This window comes from Bacillus sp. FSL K6-2431, assembly GCF_038005165.1.
In the GTDB taxonomy this organism is placed as follows: Bacteria; Bacillota; Bacilli; order Bacillales; family Bacillaceae; genus Bacillus; species Bacillus pumilus.
The window spans coordinates 1,358,585-1,381,411 of record NZ_JBBOSQ010000001.1; the positions used below are offsets into that span (position 1 = coordinate 1,358,585).

At 41.4% G+C, this 22,827-nt stretch carries 20 protein-coding genes; 9 read left to right on the forward strand and 11 right to left on the reverse strand.

The annotated features are described in order from the left end of the window. The first annotated feature begins 142 nt into the window (after positions 1-142). On the forward strand, positions 143-1,471 hold the full coding sequence (locus tag MHH40_RS06925) for a 6-phospho-beta-glucosidase (protein ID WP_050945753.1): 1,329 nt from the start codon (positions 143-145) through the stop codon (positions 1,469-1,471). A gap of 34 nt (positions 1,472-1,505) precedes the next feature. Here the strand turns inward: MHH40_RS06925 and MHH40_RS06930 are convergent, their stop codons facing one another. Then, positions 1,506-1,754: a DUF3885 domain-containing protein gene (locus MHH40_RS06930; RefSeq protein ID WP_233421748.1), complete on the reverse strand. Its 249-nt coding sequence runs from the start codon at positions 1,752-1,754 to the stop codon at positions 1,506-1,508. Positions 1,755-1,867: 113 nt separating this feature from the next. On the opposite strand from MHH40_RS06930, the gene MHH40_RS06935 reads away from it, so the two are divergent. After that, positions 1,868-2,068 carry a hypothetical protein gene (locus MHH40_RS06935; protein WP_050945752.1) on the forward strand — a complete coding sequence of 67 codons (201 nt, stop codon included), beginning with the start codon at positions 1,868-1,870 and terminating at the stop codon, positions 2,066-2,068. Between the two features lie 10 nt (positions 2,069-2,078). Here MHH40_RS06935 and MHH40_RS06940 read toward each other — a convergent pair whose 3' ends face one another. After that, the gene (locus MHH40_RS06940) at positions 2,079-2,993 is read right to left on the reverse strand and encodes an NAD(P)/FAD-dependent oxidoreductase (RefSeq protein WP_050945751.1); all 915 of its coding nucleotides are present in this window, start codon (positions 2,991-2,993) and stop codon (positions 2,079-2,081) included. A 65-nt stretch (positions 2,994-3,058) separates the two neighbouring features. Next, positions 3,059-3,496: an Rrf2 family transcriptional regulator gene (locus tag MHH40_RS06945; protein WP_050945750.1), complete on the reverse strand. Its 438-nt coding sequence runs from the start codon at positions 3,494-3,496 to the stop codon at positions 3,059-3,061. Between the two features lie 172 nt (positions 3,497-3,668). On the opposite strand from MHH40_RS06945, the gene MHH40_RS06950 reads away from it, so the two are divergent. Beyond that, entirely contained in the window at positions 3,669-4,040 is a 372-nt protein-coding gene (locus tag MHH40_RS06950; protein ID WP_003214092.1) for a hypothetical protein, read from the forward strand. Positions 4,041-4,094: 54 nt separating this feature from the next. On the opposite strand, the gene MHH40_RS06955 is transcribed toward MHH40_RS06950, so the two are convergent. Both MHH40_RS06955 and MHH40_RS06960 read right to left on the reverse strand, forming a co-directional pair. Beyond that, positions 4,095-4,949, reverse strand: a complete 855-nt coding sequence (locus tag MHH40_RS06955) for an SMI1/KNR4 family protein (RefSeq protein WP_340900800.1) — start codon at positions 4,947-4,949, stop codon at positions 4,095-4,097. Positions 4,950-5,056: 107 nt separating this feature from the next. Further along, positions 5,057-6,031: a tRNA dihydrouridine synthase gene (locus MHH40_RS06960; RefSeq protein ID WP_050945748.1), complete on the reverse strand. Its 975-nt coding sequence runs from the start codon at positions 6,029-6,031 to the stop codon at positions 5,057-5,059. Positions 6,032-6,676: 645 nt separating this feature from the next. Between MHH40_RS06960 and MHH40_RS06965 the strand changes: the two genes are divergently transcribed. Beyond that, positions 6,677-7,249, forward strand: a complete 573-nt coding sequence (locus tag MHH40_RS06965; RefSeq protein WP_050945746.1) for a hypothetical protein — start codon at positions 6,677-6,679, stop codon at positions 7,247-7,249. A gap of 165 nt (positions 7,250-7,414) precedes the next feature. Here MHH40_RS06965 and rlmD read toward each other — a convergent pair whose 3' ends face one another. After that, positions 7,415-8,794 (reverse strand): 23S rRNA (uracil(1939)-C(5))-methyltransferase RlmD, encoded by a 1,380-nt coding sequence (gene rlmD / locus MHH40_RS06970; RefSeq protein ID WP_050945780.1) that lies wholly within the window; start codon positions 8,792-8,794, stop codon positions 7,415-7,417. A gap of 60 nt (positions 8,795-8,854) precedes the next feature. Continuing rightward, a complete protein-coding gene (locus MHH40_RS06975) occupies positions 8,855-9,763 on the reverse strand; it encodes a diacylglycerol kinase (protein WP_050945745.1) in 909 nt (302 codons plus the stop codon). 181 nt (positions 9,764-9,944) lie between these two features. On the opposite strand from MHH40_RS06975, the gene MHH40_RS06980 reads away from it, so the two are divergent. Beyond that, positions 9,945-10,898: a nucleoside hydrolase gene (locus MHH40_RS06980; protein ID WP_050945744.1), complete on the forward strand. Its 954-nt coding sequence runs from the start codon at positions 9,945-9,947 to the stop codon at positions 10,896-10,898. Between the two features lie 31 nt (positions 10,899-10,929). On the opposite strand, the gene MHH40_RS06985 is transcribed toward MHH40_RS06980, so the two are convergent. Beyond that, positions 10,930-14,139, reverse strand: a complete 3,210-nt coding sequence (locus tag MHH40_RS06985) for an efflux RND transporter permease subunit (RefSeq protein ID WP_003213881.1) — start codon at positions 14,137-14,139, stop codon at positions 10,930-10,932. Between the two features lie 131 nt (positions 14,140-14,270). Here MHH40_RS06985 and MHH40_RS06990 point away from each other — a divergent pair, with 131 nt between their 5' ends. After that, positions 14,271-15,116, forward strand: coding sequence for a TetR/AcrR family transcriptional regulator (locus tag MHH40_RS06990; protein ID WP_050945743.1), 846 nt, complete (start codon positions 14,271-14,273; stop codon positions 15,114-15,116). A gap of 188 nt (positions 15,117-15,304) precedes the next feature. Here the strand turns inward: MHH40_RS06990 and gatB are convergent, their stop codons facing one another. Genes gatB through gatC form a run of 3 tightly spaced genes read right to left on the reverse strand, consistent with a single transcriptional unit; the run spans position 15,305 to position 18,511 of the window. Continuing rightward, positions 15,305-16,735 carry an Asp-tRNA(Asn)/Glu-tRNA(Gln) amidotransferase subunit GatB gene (gene gatB, locus MHH40_RS06995; RefSeq protein ID WP_003214292.1) on the reverse strand — a complete coding sequence of 477 codons (1,431 nt, stop codon included), beginning with the start codon at positions 16,733-16,735 and terminating at the stop codon, positions 15,305-15,307. Between the two features lie 13 nt (positions 16,736-16,748). Then, complete coding sequence (gene gatA, locus MHH40_RS07000) at positions 16,749-18,206, reverse strand: Asp-tRNA(Asn)/Glu-tRNA(Gln) amidotransferase subunit GatA (RefSeq protein ID WP_050945742.1); 1,458 nt, start codon at positions 18,204-18,206, stop codon at positions 16,749-16,751. Positions 18,207-18,220: 14 nt separating this feature from the next. Next, positions 18,221-18,511 (reverse strand): Asp-tRNA(Asn)/Glu-tRNA(Gln) amidotransferase subunit GatC, encoded by a 291-nt coding sequence (gatC, locus tag MHH40_RS07005; protein ID WP_003213898.1) that lies wholly within the window; start codon positions 18,509-18,511, stop codon positions 18,221-18,223. Between the two features lie 423 nt (positions 18,512-18,934). Between gatC and putP the strand changes: the two genes are divergently transcribed. From putP to MHH40_RS07020, 3 genes are all read left to right on the forward strand, one after another. Beyond that, complete coding sequence (putP, locus tag MHH40_RS07010; protein WP_050945741.1) at positions 18,935-20,416, forward strand: sodium/proline symporter PutP; 1,482 nt, start codon at positions 18,935-18,937, stop codon at positions 20,414-20,416. A gap of 167 nt (positions 20,417-20,583) precedes the next feature. After that, positions 20,584-21,276 (forward strand): MgtC/SapB family protein, encoded by a 693-nt coding sequence (locus MHH40_RS07015; protein ID WP_050945740.1) that lies wholly within the window; start codon positions 20,584-20,586, stop codon positions 21,274-21,276. 112 nt (positions 21,277-21,388) lie between these two features. Continuing rightward, complete coding sequence (locus MHH40_RS07020; protein WP_080984808.1) at positions 21,389-22,795, forward strand: alkaline phosphatase; 1,407 nt, start codon at positions 21,389-21,391, stop codon at positions 22,793-22,795. Positions 22,796-22,827 lie beyond the last annotated feature (32 nt).

Consider the following 22,827-nt stretch of genomic DNA (forward strand, 5'->3'; position numbering starts at 1 on the left):
TCTAAATAGGGCACCCTTGCCTAAAGACGCTGAAGTCATTTACGCACGAGCTGCTCTCACGATAAGCTATAGATGTACAAACAAAAGAATTGGCTTTTCTCTATTATAACATTGCGCGTTACATTATTCGGAGGTGCAGAACATGGCAAAAGGATTAAAGGTTGTCACAATTGGCGGAGGATCAAGCTATACACCAGAGCTTGTAGAAGGATTTATTAAACGGTACGATGAATTCCCGATTAGCGAGCTTTGGCTTGTCGATATTGAAGCGGGAAAAGAAAAGCTTGAAATCGTCGGAGATCTTGCAAAACGAATGGTGAAAAAGGCAGGACTTCCAATCGAGGTTCATTTAACATTAGATCGCCGGAAAGCGCTTGCGGACGCTGATTTCGTCACAACACAATTCCGTGTCGGACTTCTTGAAGCACGTATGAAGGATGAACGCATTCCTTTAAAATATGATGTCATTGGTCAAGAAACGAATGGTCCAGGAGGTCTATTCAAAGGGCTTCGCACCATTCCAGTCATTCTTGATATTGTGAAAGATATTGAAGAACTGTGCCCAAACGCATGGCTTGTGAACTTCACAAATCCAGCGGGTATGGTTACAGAAGCCGTACTTCGCTATTCAAACCATCGCAAAGTCGTTGGACTATGCAACGTGCCAATCGGCATTCGCATGGGAATTGCCAAAGGGCTTGATGTCGACGCAAGCAGAGTCGAGGTCAGCTTTGCTGGATTGAACCATATGGTCTTTGGACTCAATGTATTCTTAGATGGCAAAAGTATCATGGATCAAGTCATCGAAGACATGGCAGATCCAAACTCCACGATGTCGATGAACAACATTCATGCCATTCCGTGGGATGCTGATTTCTTAAAAGGGCTTGGCGTGATTCCATGTCCATATCACCGCTACTACTACAAAACAAGTGATATGCTGGCTGAAGAAAAGAAAGCAGCAGAGAATGAGGGCACTCGTGCAGAAGTCGTTCGTGCACTAGAAAATGACCTGTTCGAGCTGTACAAAGACCCTGATCTTGATATCAAGCCACCACAGCTTGAAAAACGAGGCGGTGCCTACTACAGTGATGCGGCTTGTAACTTGATTGCATCCATTTATAACGACAAGCATGACATTCAGCCTGTGAACACGATCAACAATGGTGCCATCAGTGACATTCCAAATGATTCTGCTGTTGAACTGAACTGTGTCATCACAAAAGACGGCCCTAAACCAATCGCTGTTGGCGAAATGCCAGTCGCAGTCAAAGGACTTATTTCTCAAATTAAATCCTTTGAACGTGTTGCCGCTGAAGCAGCCGTGACAGGCGATTACAACACAGCACTTGTCGCAATGACGATCAACCCGCTTGTCCCATCAGATGCCATTGCAAAAAGCATCCTAGATGAAATGCTAGAAGCACACAAAGAATATTTACCACAGTTCTTCAATAAAGTAGAAGCATAAAACAGAACCGCACTTGTTGACAAGTGCGGTTTTCTTATTTCTCTGTAAACAACTGATCCATCTGAGAGCGGTCATAGTCTAATAGCCAGTGCTGTAGATCAAAAGCATATCTGACAATTTTCAAAGCACGATCCCCTGCTTTTTCTAATACAACTGATTCTTCTCCTAATGACCAATCTGCCACTTCAAAGCGAAGCCCAAAAGGCCACCCATAAAAAAGAGGCGGCGTGAGGACAAGATCAGGAAAATGACTTTTTAAAAAACTATCGGTTTGATCGCTCATGTCATATCCTTCCATTGATTTTATTTCTTATTTTACCGTTGAAGCTGATGGAAATACAATTGGAAATAAACTGTCATTTCTTATATGATAGAAAGAGATGGAGGTGTGACCAATTGAAAAAATGGTTTTTACAGGTGTTCCTCACAGCATTGATCACCATGTGGATACAGGCTGGACTTGATCAGGCGAACATCATTCATATCACCAATGTATGGGTCGATGTCAGCAGCTGGATCTTGATCTTCTTTGTCATCTACGCACTTTTTGAATGGGCAGCTCACGTTTTAGCAAAACGGAAAACCGCTCATCGCTGAACATCTCCTTTCATAGAGATGTTTTTTGTTGAAATTCTTCTTGCACAAGTTCATGGATGACGCCCATTCCTGCTTGGCTACCAGCAGCTGCTGCAAGAACAAGTTGAGCAGGCCCACCTAAATTGTCACCGCATGCAAAGACACCGCTGACGGTTGTACGTCCAAGAATATCTGTTTCAATACCACCATTTTTCGTCATTTGACAGCCTAGTTTTTCAGCAAATGGAGCTGACTGCTTGAATTCACTTGCGACAAATCCGCCTTCTCTATTCACCGTTTCCCCATTCGCAAGGTGAAGAGAGTGCATTTGTCCATTCTCATGATGAATGGACATAATTGGTACATCAATGACTTGAATAGAATGTGCTGATAGCAGTGCCTTCTCCTCTTCAGCAAACACTTGCTGCCCATTCGTAAACACGATCAAATCCTTTGTCCAATTGGAAAGAAGTTTAGCCATATGAAAGGCACGTGAATTCTCAGCAATGAGAGCAAGCGGCTTGTCCTTTAGCTCCCAGCCATCGCAGAAAGGACAGCTAAACAACGTCTTTCCATACACTTCATGCATCCCCTTCATCTCTGGCAGTATATCCTTTAGTCCTGTTGCCAATATGATTTTCTTCGCTTCGAATCTTTCTCCCTCTTGTGTCAGTAACGCAAAGTTGACCTCATTGTTTTGTATCTCAACAATTCTAGTTCGTTTGATTTGGATATTGGAGTAGTTTTGAAGATCTGCTTCACCCGCTTGTCTGATCTCAAACGGTGTCATCCCATCGTTTGTAATAAACCCATGTGATTCCTGGGTCACTCGATTTCTTGGCATCTTGTCATCGAATACAATGACCTGTTTTCTGCCTCGCCCCACAACAAGTGCTGCACTTAATCCGGCTGGCCCGCCTCCAATAATGGCACAATCTAATAACATGTCAATCTCTCCTTTTTATTCAAGACTTTTAAAGACTCTTAATATCTATAATAGGTTCAAAAAAATCACATGTTGAAAAATGGATTTTTTTCTGTCTGCTCTATTTGACTTGCAATATCAACTAACCGCTTTTGACTTAGCGTTTCCTGCATTTTCGTTTCAACATCCTGCATGACCTGTTCAATCAAACAGCCATCATGAGGCATGAAAGAATCATGTTCTAAGGAACAACGAAATAAATTGGTTTGTCCTTCTACCGACTGAATCACATCTAAAAACGAAATGTCCTCCTTCTTTTTCAGAATGGTGTAACCACCTTTTGCGCCAGGTGTTGATTCAATCAATCCTGCCTTCACAAGCTTTGTTAAGATTTTGGATAAATAAGTGGGTGAAAGGTCTTGCATCTTGGCGAGAGGCTCAACGCCTATTGCTTTCCCCTTTGGTGCAAGAGTTAAAAACACCATCGTATGCAGCGCATAGTTGGTCGCTTTAGAATATTTCATAGGAACATCCCTTTCTATCTATTACAGACCTTTTATATCTGTAATTGATCATAAAAGATTCAAGAAGAAAAAGCAAGTGTCGTGCATCTCCTTCCTGAATTCATTCCACATTTCGCATTTTCTTCCGATAATAGAAGTGTAGCAATGATGAATAGTAGAAGGAGTGAAGAAAATGTCAGATCAACAGCACAATGCAGCACACGAAGAAGAAGAGGAATTTAACGTATACGACATGCTTCCGCCCGCAGGAACAATCATTGGAGAAGCAACAGAAGAAGAAATGGAAGCTGCGGCAGCATTAGAAGTGAGACATGTCGCGTTCATGCGCCTTCAAGATATGTTCATTCAATTTGATGGCTCGTCTTACAAAGACTTATTAAAAGACTTCCAAGAATTCGAATTGGATTCAACAAAATTCTGGAGAGCCATTGCTAGACGCCTGCAAGTTCCATACGAATGGCCAATCCGACTCGACCACGCAAACGGCCCTATTTATATAGGTGAAACAGAGGATAGCCGTGAGGTTGAGGAAAGTGCGGAGTAAGGAAATGGTGACCCCCTTTTTGGTGAGGGGGTCTATTTTAAAAATGATAAATACTTATTCCTCTAAATCAAATTCAAATGCGATTGATATATTAATGGCAATGTTATGCATCTCATCTATTTCTGATTGACTCAATTGTTTCGCAAAACGACGTGCATGCTCGACAACATCAGCATGCTGCTTAATCATTTCATCATTCATTATAAAGATCGTATTGATTGCCCAGCCAGCAGTCGTTAACATTTCTTCGTTCTGAAGGGTGTCCATATATGTTTCTACTTCAGAAAAAATCCACTTGATATCATCAATTTGTTCTACTTGGAAATTCGCGATTTTTGAAAGCTGCTCAGGGTCTTTGGTTAAAAAGATATCTTTCACTTCTTCTTTTGATAATGGTTTATTCTGCTTTTCATATTCAGCCTGCCACTCTTCATCTGACATCCCATCTTCTTCACTATCCTCTACGGTATAATGCCCCGCAAGCAATTCATCAAACGAATCCGCTAATTTGAAATCCGTCTCATATTCTAGATCAAAGTAATGAATCGGCGGATGCTCCTTTGTTTCTCTGTAATCCAATGCAATCCAAGTATGACCATCCCCACAAATGAGCACAAGTCCCTCAGGCAATTCCCATTCTTCTATTAAATAATCACTATCCATAATGCCTTCATTTTTAGCAATTCCTCTTAAATGATCAAATGACACATGATCCTCTGCCCATCCATTCGGCTGGTCCGTTGGAAAAGCGTTATGCAGGGTATACCCGCCATTTTGTTCAAGAATCAGTTTTTTATATGTATCAGGCAAGGTGACGCCTAGCTTCTTTTCCGCTTTTGCAATGCCTTTCTCATTGATTTTCTTAAATGTCTCTTCACTTTCTATGTCTGTATCCCAAAATGGTTTCAAATAAAATACCTCCAATTGTTATTTCTATCTCATTTTACCATTTAGAGCCACTAGTTTAATAGACCTATTCATAGAAAAAAGAGAAGGGCTTCCCCTCCTCTTTCTCATCATGATTGTTCTTGATTTCTCGCTTCAAATTCATCTAGCATTGCACGCACTTCATCTGTTGATGATGTGTTCATTAATTGATTTCTTAGGAAACTCGCTCCTCTGAACCCTTTTACATAAATCTTAAAGAAACGGTGCAGTGCCTTGAATGGACGCAAGCCTAATGAGGAATATTGATCATGAAGATCAAGATGCAATCTTAAAAGACCTAGCAGCTCATCACTCGTATGCTCCTTCGGCTCTTTTTCAAAAGCAAATGGGTTATGGAAAATCCCGCGCCCAATCATCACACCGTCCACTCCATACTGCTCAGCGAGCTTCAAGCCCGTTTGACGATCAGGAATATCACCATTGATCGTCAAAAGCGTATCAGGTGCTACTTCATCACGAAGTTTTATAATCTCAGGAATAAGCTCCCAATGCGCATCCACCTGGCTCATTTCCTTTCTTGTGCGAAGGTGGATCGATAAGTTCACAATGTCTTGCTCCAAAATGTGTCTGAGCCAATCGCGCCACTCATCGACCTCTGTAAAACCAAGTCTTGTTTTGACGCTGACTGGTAATCCCCCAGCTTTAGCCGCTTGAATCAGCTCTGCCGCAACATCTGGGCGAAGAATCAATCCACTGCCCTTCCCGTTTTGCGTGACATTCGGGACAGGACAGCCCATATTAATATCAAGCCCCTGAAATCCCAACTCCGCCATTCCAATGCTCATCTGTCTAAAGTTCTCAGGCTTGTCTCCCCAAATATGAGCAACAATCGGCTGCTCATCCTCTGTAAACGTTAAACGCCCCTTCACACTTTGAATGCCATCAGGATGGCAATAACTCTCACTGTTCGTAAACTCTGTAAAAAACACATCCGGTCTCGCCGCCTCACTCACAACATGACGAAACACAACATCTGTCACTTCTTCCATTGGTGCTAATATAAAAAACGGCCTCGGTAAATCACGCCAGAAATTTTTACTCATCTTTCATCCAATTCCTCTCATGACATAGCGCCTAAAGGGCATGTCCTTCTATAAAGTCTTTCAGCAATTTTTATCATTATATACTTTTGTAAGGATTCAACGCAAAAGGAGTATAAAATGAACAAAATACTATCAGCACTTTATAAAATATCAAAAATTTGAGGAGTCGTAAACGCCGTTCAAAAGCTACTTCTGGGAAACGTGTCATGCGACGGGCAGCAGGTACAGCATCCGGCAAACTAATGAAAAGATATTCAAATAAAAAAGCCCTATGCAGGGACTTTTTAAATTGTAATTGCCTTTTCTGTTACATGATAAGTGTTAGAAGTAATAATTTTATCAAGTGACCAACCGGCAGCGAATAACACAGAAAAAATTGTTAAACTGATAAAATACAGTACTAAGATACAATTCATTCTTAGTATGGTTTTTGTTACAATTTTTGTGTATCGCATAGATAAAAGTGATTTTCTTAAAAGCTGCTGCTTGGATCAGAAAACGGAAAAACAATTCATAAAAGCTTTTATTAAAATGGGTGCGCCTAGAGATATTGCTAAAACTTTGGCAAAATTCATTATTAATCTTCTTTAAATAATCAATAAGTGCTATTAGTTTTCTAATAGCACTTTTTTATGGAGGGTCTTCATGTCTTTTTCTTACGTGATTTCATTGACTTTTTTAATACTCCTTTTAGTGTCTATCATACTCTATACTTTTTTAAGAAAGAAAAACGTTGTAGATGAAGCCCCTGGCGCTATTGCTGCCGTTCTTCTTATTTTGCTTATATTTTTTTCCCTAAGTTTAGTTATTGCCCTTCCAACTTTCATGCTTTACCTAGTATCATTGGGAGTGAATTTTCTTTTCGGCGAATACATCACTTATGATTCATTTTTCTCTTTAGTGACCTTTTCTTTGTTAGTCAGCATCATCGTAATTTTTTGGTCATTTATAGTTTTATTTATAGGGAAAGGAATCATTTTTTTGTTGAAGGTCCCAAAATGGATAACTTATATTTTAGAATTTTTTGTTTCGTGGGCTCTTATTTACTTCACGATTAAATATGTACTAAATTTGAAGATAATTGAAGTTTCTATATGGGGGAATGGGGTATTGATTTTATCTTTCTTTGTTAGCTTTTTATACATCGGACTTGATATCATATCCTCTGCGCTTGATCAAAAGAATCAAAATATAGAAGAAGAACCCCCTATCCAATAATGGAGAAGGGGTTTTATTCATTTCATAGCTTTTTCTATCTATATTCATATGTCTATAGAGTTTTATTTTAATAGCATTTCAAGCGAATTTTTCATTCTAACGGAGGGGAAGCAAAAATAAGAATATCCCGATATCGATATTTTTCACGAAATCGGGATATCTCAATTAATGATTGATTACAAGACTTGCCACGCACTCCACATGACTCGTATGCGGAAACATATCCACAGGCTGCACTTCCTCTGTCACATACCCACCATCTTCAAGAATGCGCAAATCACGAGCAAGCGTCCCGGGATTACAAGACACATACACAACTCGTTTTGGTTTCATCTTTAAAATGGTGTCAAGCAGTGCTTCGTCGCAGCCTTTTCTTGGCGGATCGACAACTAGTGTGTCTGCCTTGATACCTTCTTTGTACCAGTTTGGGATGATGGTTTCTGCTTCGCCGACTGCGAATTCGACGTTGTTGATCCCGTTTAAGGCAGCGTTGCGTTTTGCGTCTTCAATTGCTTCTGGCACAATTTCTACGCCATATACTCTGCCTGCTTTTTGTGCGAGAAATAAGGATATCGTACCGATTCCGCAGTAGGCATCGATGACGGTTTCTTCGCCTTGCAGCTCTGCATATTCAAGCGCTTTGTCGTAAAGCACCTTTGTTTGGGCGGGGTTCACTTGATAAAATGAGCGGGCTGAAATGGCAAATTTGATGTCGCCAATCGTGTCATAAATGTATTCTTCACCCCATAAAACGGTCGTTTCGTCTCCGAAAATGACATTTGTTTTCTTTGAATTCACGTTTTGCACAATTGACCGAACGTGTGGGAAGCGTGCTATAATCTGCTCAATCACCTGCTGCTTTTGCGGAAAGTCAGCCGTTCTAGTCAAAAACACAACCATCATTTCACCTGTTGCAATGCCGTAGCGAACCATCACATGACGCAGCCAGCCTTTGTGCCGCTCTTCGTTATATGCTTTGATGCCAAACGCATTACATATGTCTTTTACTGCCTGTACCACTTCGTCATTTTCTGACTGCTGGATCAAACATTTTTCCATATCGATGATTTCATGGGTACGCTGCTGATAAAATCCTGCAACTAGTCCGCCTTCGCGTTCGCCAATTGGAACTTGTGCTTTGTTTCTGTAATTCCAAGGGTCTTCCATGCCGAGTACAGGATGAACTTTTACACGGCTCATATCAAGCTTGCCGATCCGCTCTAAAACGTCCTTTACTTGTTTCTGTTTAAATAGCAGCTGGCCTTCATAGCTCATATGCTGAATTTGACAGCCGCCGCACTGCTTATAGATAGGACATGGCGCATCTTGCCTATGCTGACTTTCCTTTGTCAGCTCCATGAGTCGCCCAAAAGCAAATCCTTTTTTGACACGTGTGACTTTGATTTTCCCTTGTTCGTCAGGAAGGACATTCGGTACAAAGACAGGGAATCCTTCAATTTTTGCTACACCTGCACCTTCATGCGTTAAGTCTTCGAAGGTTACATTGTAGTATTCATTCTTTTCAACAGGCGGTTTCATTTTCACCAATTTTATCACCTCATTTGCAAAGAAAAACTTGGTGCCATAAGGAACCAAGTTCAATCTCTACCCTATTTTTTCAGCTGTTGCTTTTGGCACTATAAATTCAATATGACGATACAGGTTTTCAAATTCACCTGGCAGCATGCCGCCGAATTCGCCATCTAAATTTAATTGCATTTTATCTTTTACATCTACCTTCACGCGATTTGCTTTTGTGTAGATGACATTGTTATCATGAATATGCTCGCCTCGCAGTGCAAGGCTGACTACTCGAATGGCTTCTGCTAAATTGACCTTCTTTAAAATAATCAGGTCAAACATTCCATCATCTAAAACAGAATCTGGCGCTAGCTTTTCAAAGCCGCCTACTGAGTTTGTGAGTGAAACAAGAAACAGCATGATTTCTCCATGAAACAATTTGCCGTCATATTCAATTTCGACTTCTGTCGGGCGGATCGAAGGAAGCATCTCCATGCCTTTTAAATAATAAGCAAGCTGTCCAAGCATTGTCTTCAGCTTACTAGGCACTTCATAGGTGAGCTCTGTTAACCGGCCGCCGCCTGCAATATTAATAAAATAATGGCCATTGACTTTACCGATATCAAGCGGCTTCGCTATACCATCTATAATGGCATCTGTTGCTTTTAAAACACCTTCTCGTGGAATTCCAAGTGCTCTTGCGAAGTCATTTGTTGTTCCAACCGGAATAATTCCTAGTTTTGGTCTTTTTTCAAGCGGTGCTAGTCCATTGACGACTTCATTGATCGTGCCGTCTCCACCTGCTGCTACAATTAAATCAAAGTCTCTCTGTGCGGCATTCTCAGCTGCTTGTGTCGCATCTCCTGCACATGTCGTTGCATGACAAGATGTTTCATAGCCGGCTTGTTCAAATTTTTGCAAAACCTGCGGCAAATTCTTCTTGAAGAGTTCACGCCCAGATGTCGGATTGTATATAATTCGAGCACGTTTCATTCATCATCATCCTATATTCATTATGCAATCTATTTTCACCACTAACAACCTTTAATTATACTATGAGATTTGAAAATGGCAACAGAACAACACCCTAATATGACAAATCTCCTGCCACATTTCCCTCAGAAAGAAAGCATTCTGATAAGATAAAAGAAAACGCTGTAAAGGATGGTTTGCGATGAAAAAGCCTGTCTATTTTAATCATGATGGCGGTGTTGATGATCTCGTCTCGTTATTTCTTCTCCTTCAAATGGAACATCTGAAAGTGATTGGGACGTCTGTGATTCCTGCTGATTGTTATTTAGAGCCTGCTCTCAGTGCGTCTCAAAAAATCATTGATCGATTTAGCCCATATGAAATTGAAGTCGCTGCTTCAAATTCTAGAGGCGTCAATCCCTTTCCAAAAGAGTGGCGCATGCATGCTTTTTATGTAGACGCCTTACCTATCTTAAACGAGAAAGGCACTGTTGATACAAAAGTGTCCAAGCTTCCAGCACATCTTCATTTAATCGAAACTGTTAAAAAGTCTGCAGAACCTGTCACGCTGCTCTTTACAGGTCCGCTCACAGACCTTGCACGCGCCTTAGAAGAAGATCCTTCAATCTCTAATAAAATTGAAAAATTGGTATGGATGGGCGGTACATTTCTTGAAAAAGGCAATGTTGAGGAACCCGAGCATGATGGGACAGCAGAATGGAATGCATTTTGGGACCCTTATGCTGTCAGCACTGTCTTCAAGGAACGCTTTCCTATTAAAATGGTCGCACTTGAGAGCACAAATCAAGTTCCGCTTACACCTGATATTCGTCAGCGGTGGGCTTCCCTTCGTTCTCATATCGGGATTGATTTTATTGGGCAGTGTTACGCCTTTTGCCCGCCTCTCATTCATCACGAAACCAACTCGACTTACTACTTATGGGACGTGCTGACAACGATCACTCTTGCTTCCTCATCATTTACTCGTTCAAAGGAAATGAATGCGATCGTTTACACCGAAACGCCAAAGCAAGGACGTACCGAAGAGCATACAGATGGAAAATCAATTCAAGTGATTGATCATGTCGATCGTGACGCATTTTTCCAAGCATTTGAAGAGCTTATGAAAAGAGCTGTTTGTCAGATTTCAACATAAAAAAGCCCCGCCATCAAAGCGGGGCCCCATCTCAATCTTCTTCTACGTATTTCTTTTTGCGTTTAAATTTGCTTAACACTTCGTATACGATTGGTACGATAACCAGTGTTAACAATGTTGAACTTGCGAGACCACCAATGACTGTGACGCCAAGTCCTTTTGAAACAATTTGGCTTCCGCCTTCAAATCCTAATGCTAATGGAAGAAGTGCCCCAATTGTCGCAAGTGCCGTCATTAAGATTGGACGTACTCTTATTGTACCAGCTTCCAGTAATGCCTCTCTTGTTGAGAGTCCTTCTTTCTCTTTATGAATGACTCGGTCAATTAAGACGATCGCGTTTGTCACAACAATTCCGATCAGCATGAGCAATCCAATCATGGCGTTTAAGCTGATGGTTTCTTTTGCTAAAAACAATCCAACGAGCGCGCCAATAATTGTAAATGGAAGCGAGAAGAGAATTGCAAATGGTGCAAGACCTCCGCCAAATGTGATGACGAGAACGAGATACACAATGGCAATCGCTGCGAGCATTGCGAGCCCAAGCTGTGTAAAGGATTCCTCAATATCCGCACTTACGCCGCCTGTGTCAATCGTTACGCCAGATTTCAGATCAAGCTTGTCGACTTTTTTCTGAACATCCTGTGTCACACTTGAGACATCATCTGTTGTCATGTCTCCAGACACTTCTGCGTAGATTTTTCCATCACGTTTTGTCACCGTATTCGCTGTCGTACCATTTCTTACTTTTACGACATCACCAATTCGGACTTCTTGCCCTGTTGGTGTTGTGATCTTTTTATTTTCTAAATCTTTTTTGCTCTTATATTCATCTTTTTCCGTTTGAAGATTCACATCAAGTTCTTTGCCGTCCTCAGTTACTTTCGTCAGTGTTGTTTCACTATTTTGAGGAGCAATCGCTTGAGCGATTTGTGAAGCAGTTAGACCCAGTTTCGCCAGTTTTTCTTGATCTGCATTAAACGTATATTCGTCGTATTTCTCAGATAAGCTTGTGCTGACATTTTTCAGGTTTTTCTCATCTTTTAAGATGTTCTCGACATCTTTTACTGTGCCTTCAATATCGCTTACTTTGTCACCGTAGACATAGTACGTTACTGTATTGCTTGCGCCAGCAGATGAGAAGTCTTGTGATTTCCATTCCCCTTTAGACGTTTTGTCTTGCAGGGCTTTGACCACTTTATCTTTTTCTTTATCAAAGTTTGGCGTGTCTTCATCATATTGTACGAAGAATAACGCACCGTTAGAATTGCCGCCTACACTTGCTGTCAGGGCATTTGAAGAGCCTAGTGAATATTGAACAGTATTGACATGGTCACGTTTGATCAAATATTCTTCTGCTTTTTTCGTTTCATCGATAGCTTGTTCTCTCGTTTGTCCAGGTTCAGGTGTATAAGTCACCATCGCCGTCTTCTCTGCTTCCTGTGGTAAGAAGCTGACACCGACAAGTGGTGCTAAGAATAAGCTTCCGACAAGCATAAGAATGGCAATTCCTGATGTGATCCATTTGTGGTTCAATGTCCAATTGAGTACACGTCTATAACCGCCAGCAAGCTTGCTTGGTTTATGTTCTTTTACCTTTTTCGCTGTGCCGTACAGGTTCTTTTTAAATAGACTGTGTGCCATCATTGGAACAATCGTAATGGCGACAAGGAGTGAAGCCATTAAAGCAAACACAATCGTTAATGCAAATGGGATGAATAGTTCACCAATCATTCCACCCACAAGTGCTAGCGGTAAGAAGACCGCAATTGTGACGATCGTCGAAGACATGATTGGAATAAACATTTCTTTTGTGGCTTCTTTAACGAGTTCTTTTCCTTTTAATGGCTCATCCTTTAATGCCATTCGTCGATATATGTTTTCTATGACAACAATGGAGTCATCAACAACACGCCCAATGGCGACGGTCATGGCACCAAGTGTCATGATATTTAGTGTGATATCCAGCTGATTTAATATTAAAACAGCAATCAACAGAGATAACGGAATGGAGATGACCGAAATTAAGGTTGATTTGATATCTCGAAGGAACAACATAATGATAATGATCGCAAAAATCGCTCCGATGATAGCCTTATTCAGCATTGTGCTAACGGACTCTTTAATCGGTTCTGCTTGATCATATGTGGTACTTACTTTGATTCCTTTGTTATCTTTCTTAAACTTCTCAAGTTCTTTTGTGACTGCTTCTGCTACACTTACTGTGTTGGCATCAGAGCCTTTGACAATTTGCAGACCGATACTGTCTTTTCCATTTGTTCTAGAGATCGATTCTGCATTCTTGACGACTTTAATATCCGCAATCTCAGAAAGCTTAATTGTCGGCAGCTCTACAGATTGACCGCTCGCTGCACTTCCACTAGGTTGCTGCTGGGCTGCTGCTTGCTGCTGACTTGCATTTCCAGCCTGCTGCTCCGCACCTTGCGCACCTGGGTTTTCAGCGCCGCTAGATGGTGCTCCAGCTCCACTGCTTGCACTTGGTGTGACAGGAATTCGCATGTTTTTCAAATCTTTGACGCTTAAAATATTGCCATCCACTACAACTGATTTTTGCTTGTTGCCGAATGTGTATAAACCTAATGGCACATTCACATCAGAGCCTTTGATCATGTTTTGGACGGTTTCTTCATCTAAACCGTATTCTTTCAATTTTTTTTGTTTAAACGAAAATTCTACTTCTTTGATTTGCTGTCCAGAAGCTTCGACGGAAGATACACCGTCTAATCCTTCAAGTGAAGGGACAAGGTCACCTTCCACTTTTTTCGTCAGGTTTTCTAATGATTCTTTATCACCAGATACACTGAGTGCTAATATTGGAACCGCATTGATACTAAAGCGTGCGATTTTTGGTTTTTCTGCATTTTCTGGAAAATTGATATTGTTAACCGCATCTTCAATTTCCTTTTTTGCTTCATCCATGTCTTTGTTGTAATCGTACTCGACTTGAATCGATGAAGCATTTTCAAAAGAATTGGATGTGACTACATTGACTCCGTTTAGGTTTTGAATAGACTTCTCAATTGGATCGGTCACCTTATCTGATACTTCGTCCGGCGTTGCGCCAGGATACGTTGTAGAAACCGTAATGACTGGAGTGTTGATATTCGGGATTGATTCTTGTTTCATATTCAATCCAGCATATAGACCAGCAACTGTTACGATAATTGTCATGAGCCATACAGCGAACTTATTCTTTAATACAAAATTGATGATCGAATTCATTATGTCCTCCATTTTCCTTTATGTATTGACTGACTGGTCATTCTATATCATAATAAACGGTGATATACAATGCCGTCAACCATTTCTCTTGCGTTTGACGTAACATTCTAAAGCTGAAGGGGCCTTATTTCATGAACGAAAAAAAAGAAAAAATCATTAAAGCAAGCATCCAGTTGTTTGCGAAAAAGGGTTTTTCTTCTACGACCATTCAGGAAATAGCAGATGAGTGCGGAATATCGAAAGGCGCGTTTTATTTGCATTTCAAATCAAAAGAACAGCTTTTCAACCGAGCGTTCGAATATTATATCGACACTTCTATGCAAACTATTGAAACGATTCGAAAAGAGAATCAGCATCTCGCACCGAGAGAGATCTTCCAGAAGCAAATCGCTGAACAGTTTCAGCATTTTGCTGAGAACAAGGATTTTATCATTTTGATCCTCAGCGAGAACATTATTCCAGAAAACCAGCAAATTAAAAAGTATTCAAAAACTGTGAAAAAGCAAATGAATGATGAAATTCAAATTTCCATCTTGACCACTTATGGACAGGAGATCGAACCATTTATAACTGACCTGTCAGTCATGATTCAAGGAATCATCCAATCGTATGTGCAGGTGCTGCTTTTACAAGATCAGATGCAATTATCATTTGATGAGCTCTCTTCCTTTATACTCGAACGATTAGATGATTTGGTTCAAGGTATGCTTCGTTCTCAGACGAAACCGATCTTAAAGCCAACCATTTGGGACGATGAAGCGCCGAGCGCTGCATCCCTAGAAGGGGAGCTTCGTTTGTTAAAGCTTGAGCATTTGCTTTCTGATGATACCCTTGTATCCATTGAAGTCATTGAAGAAGAACTGGCGAAAGCTGAGCCTCGTAAGCCAGTCATTCAAGGGATGCTGACGAATTTAGAAAAGTGTGAGGACCCTGCTGTCATAAGAGTAGTCGAACAATTGAAGCTGTTTCTTTCATAACTTTACGTGCTGTTTTTCCGGTTCGTTCACCTTTATCCCCCTTCGAATGTGCACTTTCGCTTATACTTCATTATAAGAAAAGAATCTCCGAATTGATATACGGCGGTGGTCTGAATCTATTATAAGACCCTGTCAGTTCAAGCAAAAAAAACCGCCTCTTCTCATGAGGCGGTTTTTGCTATTGTTCATTAGCGTTTTTTGATTTCTTCTAGGAGAATCTTGTTGACCATCGGCGGGTTTGCTTGTCCCTTCGATGCTTTCATGATTTGTCCGACTAAGAAACCAATCGCGCGGTCTTTTCCGTTTTTAAAGTCTTCGATGGATTGCGGGTTGTTATCAAGTGCTTCTGTGACAAGTTTGAGCAGGGCACCTTCGTCAGAAATTTGGACAAGTCCTTTTTCTTTGACGATTGTTTCTGCGTCTCCCCCATTTTCAATCAGCTCTTTGAATACCTTTTTGGCAATCTTAGAAGAAATCGTTCCTTTTTCGATGAGATTGATCATGCCAGCCAGGCCTTGCGGCGTTAGCTTTGTATCTTCCAGCTCTTTTTGAGCTGAATTTAAGTAGGCAGATACTTCACCCATCAGCCAGTTTGAAGCTTGCTTCGCTTCTGCACCTTCTGAAATGGTTGCTTCAAAGAAATCAGACATTTCTTTTGTCAGCGTCAGCACCATCGCATCATATGCAGGAAGGCCAAGCTCATCGATGTAGCGTTTGCGGCGCTCGTCTGGAAGCTCTGGAATCGATGCTCTTACGCGTTCTTTCCACTCGTCATCAATGTACAGCTCCACCAAATCTGGTTCTGGGAAGTAGCGGTAATCATCTGAGCCCTCTTTGACACGCATGAGGATCGTCTTTTTAGACGCTTCGTCATAGCGGCGAGTTTCTTGTTCGATCAAGCCGCCAGAAAGCAATACTTGCTCTTGGCGTTTCTCTTCGAATTCAAGACCTTTTTGTACGAAAGCAAATGAGTTCAAGTTCTTGAGCTCTGTTTTCGTTCCAAACTCTTCACGGCCAATCGGACGAAGTGAAATATTGGCATCACAGCGAAGTGAGCCTTCTTCCATCTTACAGTCAGATACGCCTGTATATTGAATAATAGATTTTAGTTTTTCTAAGTACGCATACGCTTCTTCTGGTGTGCGAATGTCTGGCTCAGATACGATTTCAACAAGCGGTGTGCCTTGACGGTTGAAGTCAACAAGTGAATATCCGTCGCCTGTGTGTGTCAGTTTACCTGCATCCTCTTCCAAATGGAGACGCGTAATACCGATTCGTTTCGTTTTTCCTTCTACTTCAATTTCAATCCAGCCGTTTTCACCGATCGGTTTATCAAATTGAGAAATTTGATACGCCTTTGGGTTATCAGGATAGAAGTAGTTTTTACGGTCAAACTTTGTATCTGTTGCGATCTCACAGTTTAGCGCCATTGCTGCTTTCATTGCAAAGTTCACTGCTTCTTTGTTCAATACAGGCAGTACGCCAGGATATCCAAGGTCGATGACACTTGTTTGCGTGTTGGCAGCTGCACCAAAAGGTGTCGGCGAGCTGGAGAAAATTTTTGATTGTGTTTTTAGCTCAACGTGGACTTCAAGTCCAATTACCGTTTCAAAGTTCATTCTGATTCACCCCTTACAGTTCAGGTTTTGCTTTATGATGATCTGTTGCTTGCTCGAAAGCGTGAGCCACGCGGTAAACCGTTCCTTCATCAAAGTGCTTACCAATGATTTGCAGTCCTAACGGAAGACCGTTTGCAAATCCACAAGGCACACTGATTCCTGGAACGCCTGCAAGGTTCACAGGGATCGTTAAAATATCGTTCGCGTACATCGTCAGTGGATCGCTTGTCTTTTCACCAATCTTAAATGCAGGAGTTGGTGTTGTTGGCCCTACAATGACATCATACTTTTCAAAAACATCTTCGAAGTCTTTTTTGATCAATGTACGGACTTTTTGCGCCTTTTTATAGTATGCATCATAATATCCTGAGCTAAGAGCGAATGTGCCAAGCATGATGCGGCGTTTCACTTCGTTTCCAAAGCCTTCAGAACGAGTATTTTTATATAAGTCAATCAGGTTGTCGGCATTATCTGTACGGTAGCCATAACGGATGCCGTCAAAACGCGCAAGGTTTGCAGATGCCTCTGAAGAAGACAGTAAGTAGTAAGTCGCAAGCGCATATTTAGAATGCGGAAGAGACACTTCTTCCCATGTTGCACCAAGCCCTTCTAATACTTTTAATGCTTGAAGAACAGACTCTTTTGCTTCCTCGCCAACACCTTCTCCAAGGTATTCTTTTGGCACTGCAATTTTCATGCCTTTGATGTCGCCAGTTAATGAAGAAAGAAAATCTGGGACGTCGACATTTGCACTCGTTGCGTCCATTTGATCGACTCCAGCAATCGCTTGAAGAACGTAGGCATTGTCCTCAACATTACGCGTAATCGGCCCGATTTGATCTAATGAAGAAGCAAATGCGATTAAGCCATATCTAGATACACGGCCATACGTCGGCTTCAGGCCCACAACGCCGCAGAAGGATGCCGGCTGGCGAATTGAACCACCTGTATCTGATCCAAGTGAGAATGGTACTTCACCTGCTGCAACAGAAGCTGCTGAGCCACCACTTGATCCACCTGGAACAGTGTTTAAATTCCAAGGGTTTTTCGTTGCTTTGTAGCCTGAGTTCTCTGTAGAAGATCCCATTGCAAATTCGTCCATATTTAATTTACCGATTGTGACTGCTTCCGCATCTCTTAGACGATTGACAACCGTTGCATCATAAATAGGATCAAAGTTTTGCAGGATTTTACTAGATGCTGTTGTACGTAAATCCTTTGTGACGATGTTATCTTTCACACCGATTGGCATACCGAACAATAAACCAAGCTCGTCCTTTTCACCAACTGCCTCGTCCAATTCCTTTGCATACGCACGAGCTTTCTCTTCGTCCAGTGCAAGGAATGCTTGTACTTTCCCGTCTACTTCATTGATTCGTTTATAAGACTCGTCCACTAAATCAGAAACAGACAGTTCCTTTTTATGTAAAAGCTCTTTTAATTCAGAAATTTTGTGATCAAACAGTGACATGCCTCAGGCCTCCTTTAGTCCAAAATTGATGGCACACGAATATAGCCGTCTTTATGATCAGGCGCGTTTTTGATGACTGCCTCAATGGAAAGACCTTTATTCGGAACATCTTCTCTCATGACGTTTTTCATTTTTAATACGTGTGTTGTTGGTTCAACGTTTTCCGTATCTACCTCGTTTAACTGCTCTGCAAATGAAATGATGCTATCAAGCTGTTCAGTAAACATTTCAGCTTCTTCTTCTGTAATTGCAAGCCGTGCCAAATGCGCCACGTGCTTTACTTCTTCTATTGAAATTCTAGACATGCAGGTTCACCTCCAAAAATGATACGTGTTCGTGGTCATGATCATAAGTCATATACACTTTATCATATCAAATTTTACTGTTCTAAAGCAACTTTACACAGGCGCAGCAAGAGCCCTTTTCTCTCGAAGCATCATAGTGATCCAACAGATAAAGAAAATAGTCATGCAGACCACCTTTTATTTTCAGAAAATTTTTACTTTTATTTACTTTTGTAAGCGTATACAAACTGATTCGTATCACCGATCTGTCCATTTTTTCTTCAAAATGAGGAGGTTTAAGAAGGTTGATCACTTGGGAATACTCTGTTAGGTTAAGTAACCATAGCAGTGAGAAGGGCATTCAATCAAAAAACTAGCCCTGACACTTCTGGATATTTTGATTGAGGTGATGTCAAATTTATACGAAAAAGGTGAGAACACAAAATGAGTATTGAAGTTACAATTTCCTTATCTATTTATTTTATCGGGATGCTTGCCATCGGTTGGTATGCATTTAGGAAAACACATGATTTAAATGATTATATGCTTGGTGGACGCGGACTTGGCCCATTCGTTACAGCTCTTTCAGCAGGTGCTGCGGATATGAGCGGCTGGATGCTGATGGGTGTACCAGGTGAAATGTATAAAACAGGTTTATCGACTACCTGGCTTGCGATTGGTCTCATCGTCGGTGCTTACTTAAACTATCTCATTCTTGCACCCCGTTTACGTTCTTATACAGAAATTGCTGATGATGCCATTACGATTCCTGATTTCTTTGATAAACGATTCAAAGGATCATCTTCTTTATTAAAAGCTGTATCAGCTGTCATCATTTTAATTTTCTTTACGCTGTATACATCGTCTGGGATGGTATCAGGCGGACGTTTATTTGAGTCAGCATTTGGTGCACACTACATGTTTGGACTGATTTTGACGTCAAGTATTGTTATTTTGTATACATTGTTTGGTGGATTCCTGGCAGTGAGCTTAACTGACTTTGTCCAAGGGGCTATCATGTTTTTAGCATTAGTGCTCGTGCCGATCGTTGCCTTTACACAATTAGGCGGACCTGTTGCTACATTCCAAGATATTCAACAGATTGATCCTAAATTGCTTGATATTTTTAGAGGAACGAGCGTCATTGGCATTATATCCTTCCTCGCTTGGGGACTAGGTTACTTTGGACAACCGCATATTATCGTGCGCTTTATGGCGATTACGTCCGTCAAAGACTTAAAACCAGCACGCCGCATCGGAATGAGCTGGATGATTATTTCAGTAATTGGTTCACTATCTGTCGGTTTAGTCGGTGTTGCCTATGTTCATGAAACGGGTATGAACCTTGCTGACCCTGAAACGATCTTTATCGTCTTTTCTAAGGTGCTGTTCCATCCATATATCACTGGATTTTTACTTTCTGCTATTTTAGCGGCGATTATGAGTTCAATTTCGTCTCAGCTGCTTGTCACGGCAAGTGCGATGACAGAGGATTTATACAGAACGTTCTTTAGAAAAAAAGCATCTGATAAAGAGCTCGTGATGATTGGCCGTATGTCTGTACTCGTTGTCGCTGTAATTGCCCTTTGCCTTTCACTTAATCCAAGTGATACCATTCTTGACCTTGTCGGTTATGCGTGGGCTGGATTTGGTTCTTCATTCGGTCCAGTCATCTTACTTTGCCTATACTGGAAGCGAATGAATCATCATGGTGCCCTTGTTGGGATGATTGTTGGGGCGATAGTCGTTCTCACATGGATCACGACAGGCCTTAACCATGCAACAGGTATTTATGAAATGATTCCTGGCTTTGCGTTAAGTGGATTAGCTGCCATTATTGTGAGCTTATTGACAAGTAAGCCGTCAAAAGCATCAAAACAGCTATTTAACAAAATGGAAAATCATCTTGAAGAAGAAACAAAATAAAGAACATGAAGGGTCGTCTGCCTTATGCGGATGACTCTCTTTTTAAATTAAATAAAAAGCTTTTCTTTCTTCCGATTCTGAATAAAATAAGAGTTGTGCAGCCATATGGGCTGTGAGAAGATCATATACATGATGTGAAACGTACATGAAGTGAAGGAGCGATACGCATGTTTTGGACAATTGAATGGGATACAGTCTTAAAATTAGCCGTGGCCACCTTAATCGGTTTGATTATTGGGCTTGAACGCGAGCTGAAGAAAAAGCCGCTCGGCTTAAAAACGTGTATTGTCATTGCTGTCAGCTCCTGCGTGTTAACCATCATCAGCATTGATGCAGCCTACAATTTCCCTAGAGTCTCTAGGCTTCAAATGGACCCACTCAGGTTACCGGCGCAAATTATATCTGGTGTTGGTTTTATTGGAGCAGGTGTGATTCTGCGAAAAAGCAATGATGTCATCTCAGGTCTTACGACTTCTGCGATGATCTGGGGAGCAGCAGGACTTGGGGTTGCAACAGGTGCAGGATTTTATAAAGAAGCCTTCCTCAGTCTTTTCTTTATTCTGGTTAGTGTCGAATTTCTACCATGGCTCTTCCAGCGGATCGGACCGATTCGCTTACAGGAAAAAGAAATCCGCATCAGAATGTCTCTTTCTGATCGAAACCGTATGACGGATATTTTAAAAGAAATGAAAGCCCTCAACATTCGCATTCATTCTGTTCGTATTGATGATTTAACAGAAAAGAACTATCCGATTATGGAAGTACGTGTACGCGTGCATAAAGATCGCTATACAACCGATGTGTATTTTGATATTAAAGATCTAGAAGGCGTCGTTGGCGTCAAGTGTGATACGGTATAAAAGGTGATGAGGCAAAAGTCTCATCCCTTTTTTTATGGGAAAAGGGGTTGAACCATTGCCCTCATTCAAATAAAATACAAATTATGAAATAAATGATAAAAGGGGATTTTTCATGGGCTCTATGGATCGTAAAAAACGTATTTTTCTTATGAGTGGGATTCTAGCGGTACTCGTATTCGCTGCTTTATTGACCTCACATTATGTCACTCCCGTCTCAACAAATGCAGCAGACAAGAAACAAACGAAAACACCAAAAAATGTTATTTTTATCGTTGGCGATGGAATGGGGATGCCCGTGATCAAAGCCTACCGCACATTCAAGCAGGAAAAGCTTGGTTCTCCAAAAGCACAAACCGTCTGGGACCCGTATTTAGTCGGGATGCAGACCACACACCCAGATGATCCTCGAGATAATATTACCGACTCAGCTGCCGCAGCCACGGCCATGGCGACTGGAAAAAAGACATACAATGATGCCATCGCCGTCAACCAAGAAAAAGAACCTCTTAGAAGTGTCGTTGAAGCAGCAAAGGAAGCACAAATGAAAACAGCCTTTGTTGTCTCATCTGACATCACCGATGCTACACCTGCCGCTTTTGGCACACATAACGTCTCCCGAAAAAACAAAGAACAAATTGCAGACCACTTTTATGATGAGAAAATAGGCGGAGAGCACAAAGTTGATATCCTTCTAGGTGGCGGCATGCAATATTTTGACCGAAAAGACCGTGATCTTGTGAAAGAATTTGAGAAGAGCGGTTATTCCATACTAAGGTCAAAAGATGATTTAACCTCCCAATCATCTTCGAAAATGCTCGGCTTATTCCAGGAGGACGAACTGGATCGAGCCATCGATCGTCCAAAGCATGTGCCTACTTTAAAAGCCATGACGCAGTCAGCATTAGCCCAATTAAATCAAGACAATTCGCATGGGTTTTTCATGCTGCTTGAAGGTAGTACCATTGATTCTGCTGGACATGAAAATGATGTGGTCGGCGCAATGAGTGAGATGGAGGATTTTGAGAAAGCAGTCCAAGCGGCTCTTCAATTCGCTAAAAAGGATCAAGAAACACTCGTTGTCATCACAGCAGATCATGCGACTGGCGGCTTTTCGTTTGGTGCAGACGGCATGACAAGTGAAACTGGCTATAAATGGGACCCAGCACCTATTTTAGCTGCTAAGAAAACACCTGTGTATATGGCAAAGAAAATCGCAGGCGGACAATCGGTACGTGATGTCCTTCACACCCATATTGATTTCTCGCTCACAAATGAGGAAATCTCACAGGTGGAGAAAGCGGCACAATCAGGGAAGGCCAGTACAATTCAACTCAGCATTCAACACATCTTTGATCAGCGTTCTTTCTCAGGCTGGACAACCTTTGCTCATACAGGTGAGGATGTCCCTGTCTATGCATATGGACCTGGTAAAGCAGCATTTCAAGGCTGGATCGATAATACAAAGCAAGGAAAGAACCTGTTTCATATCATTGAATCACCGTCCACCTATCGCCCATAAAAAAACAATCCCCGCCTCATCACATAGGCGGG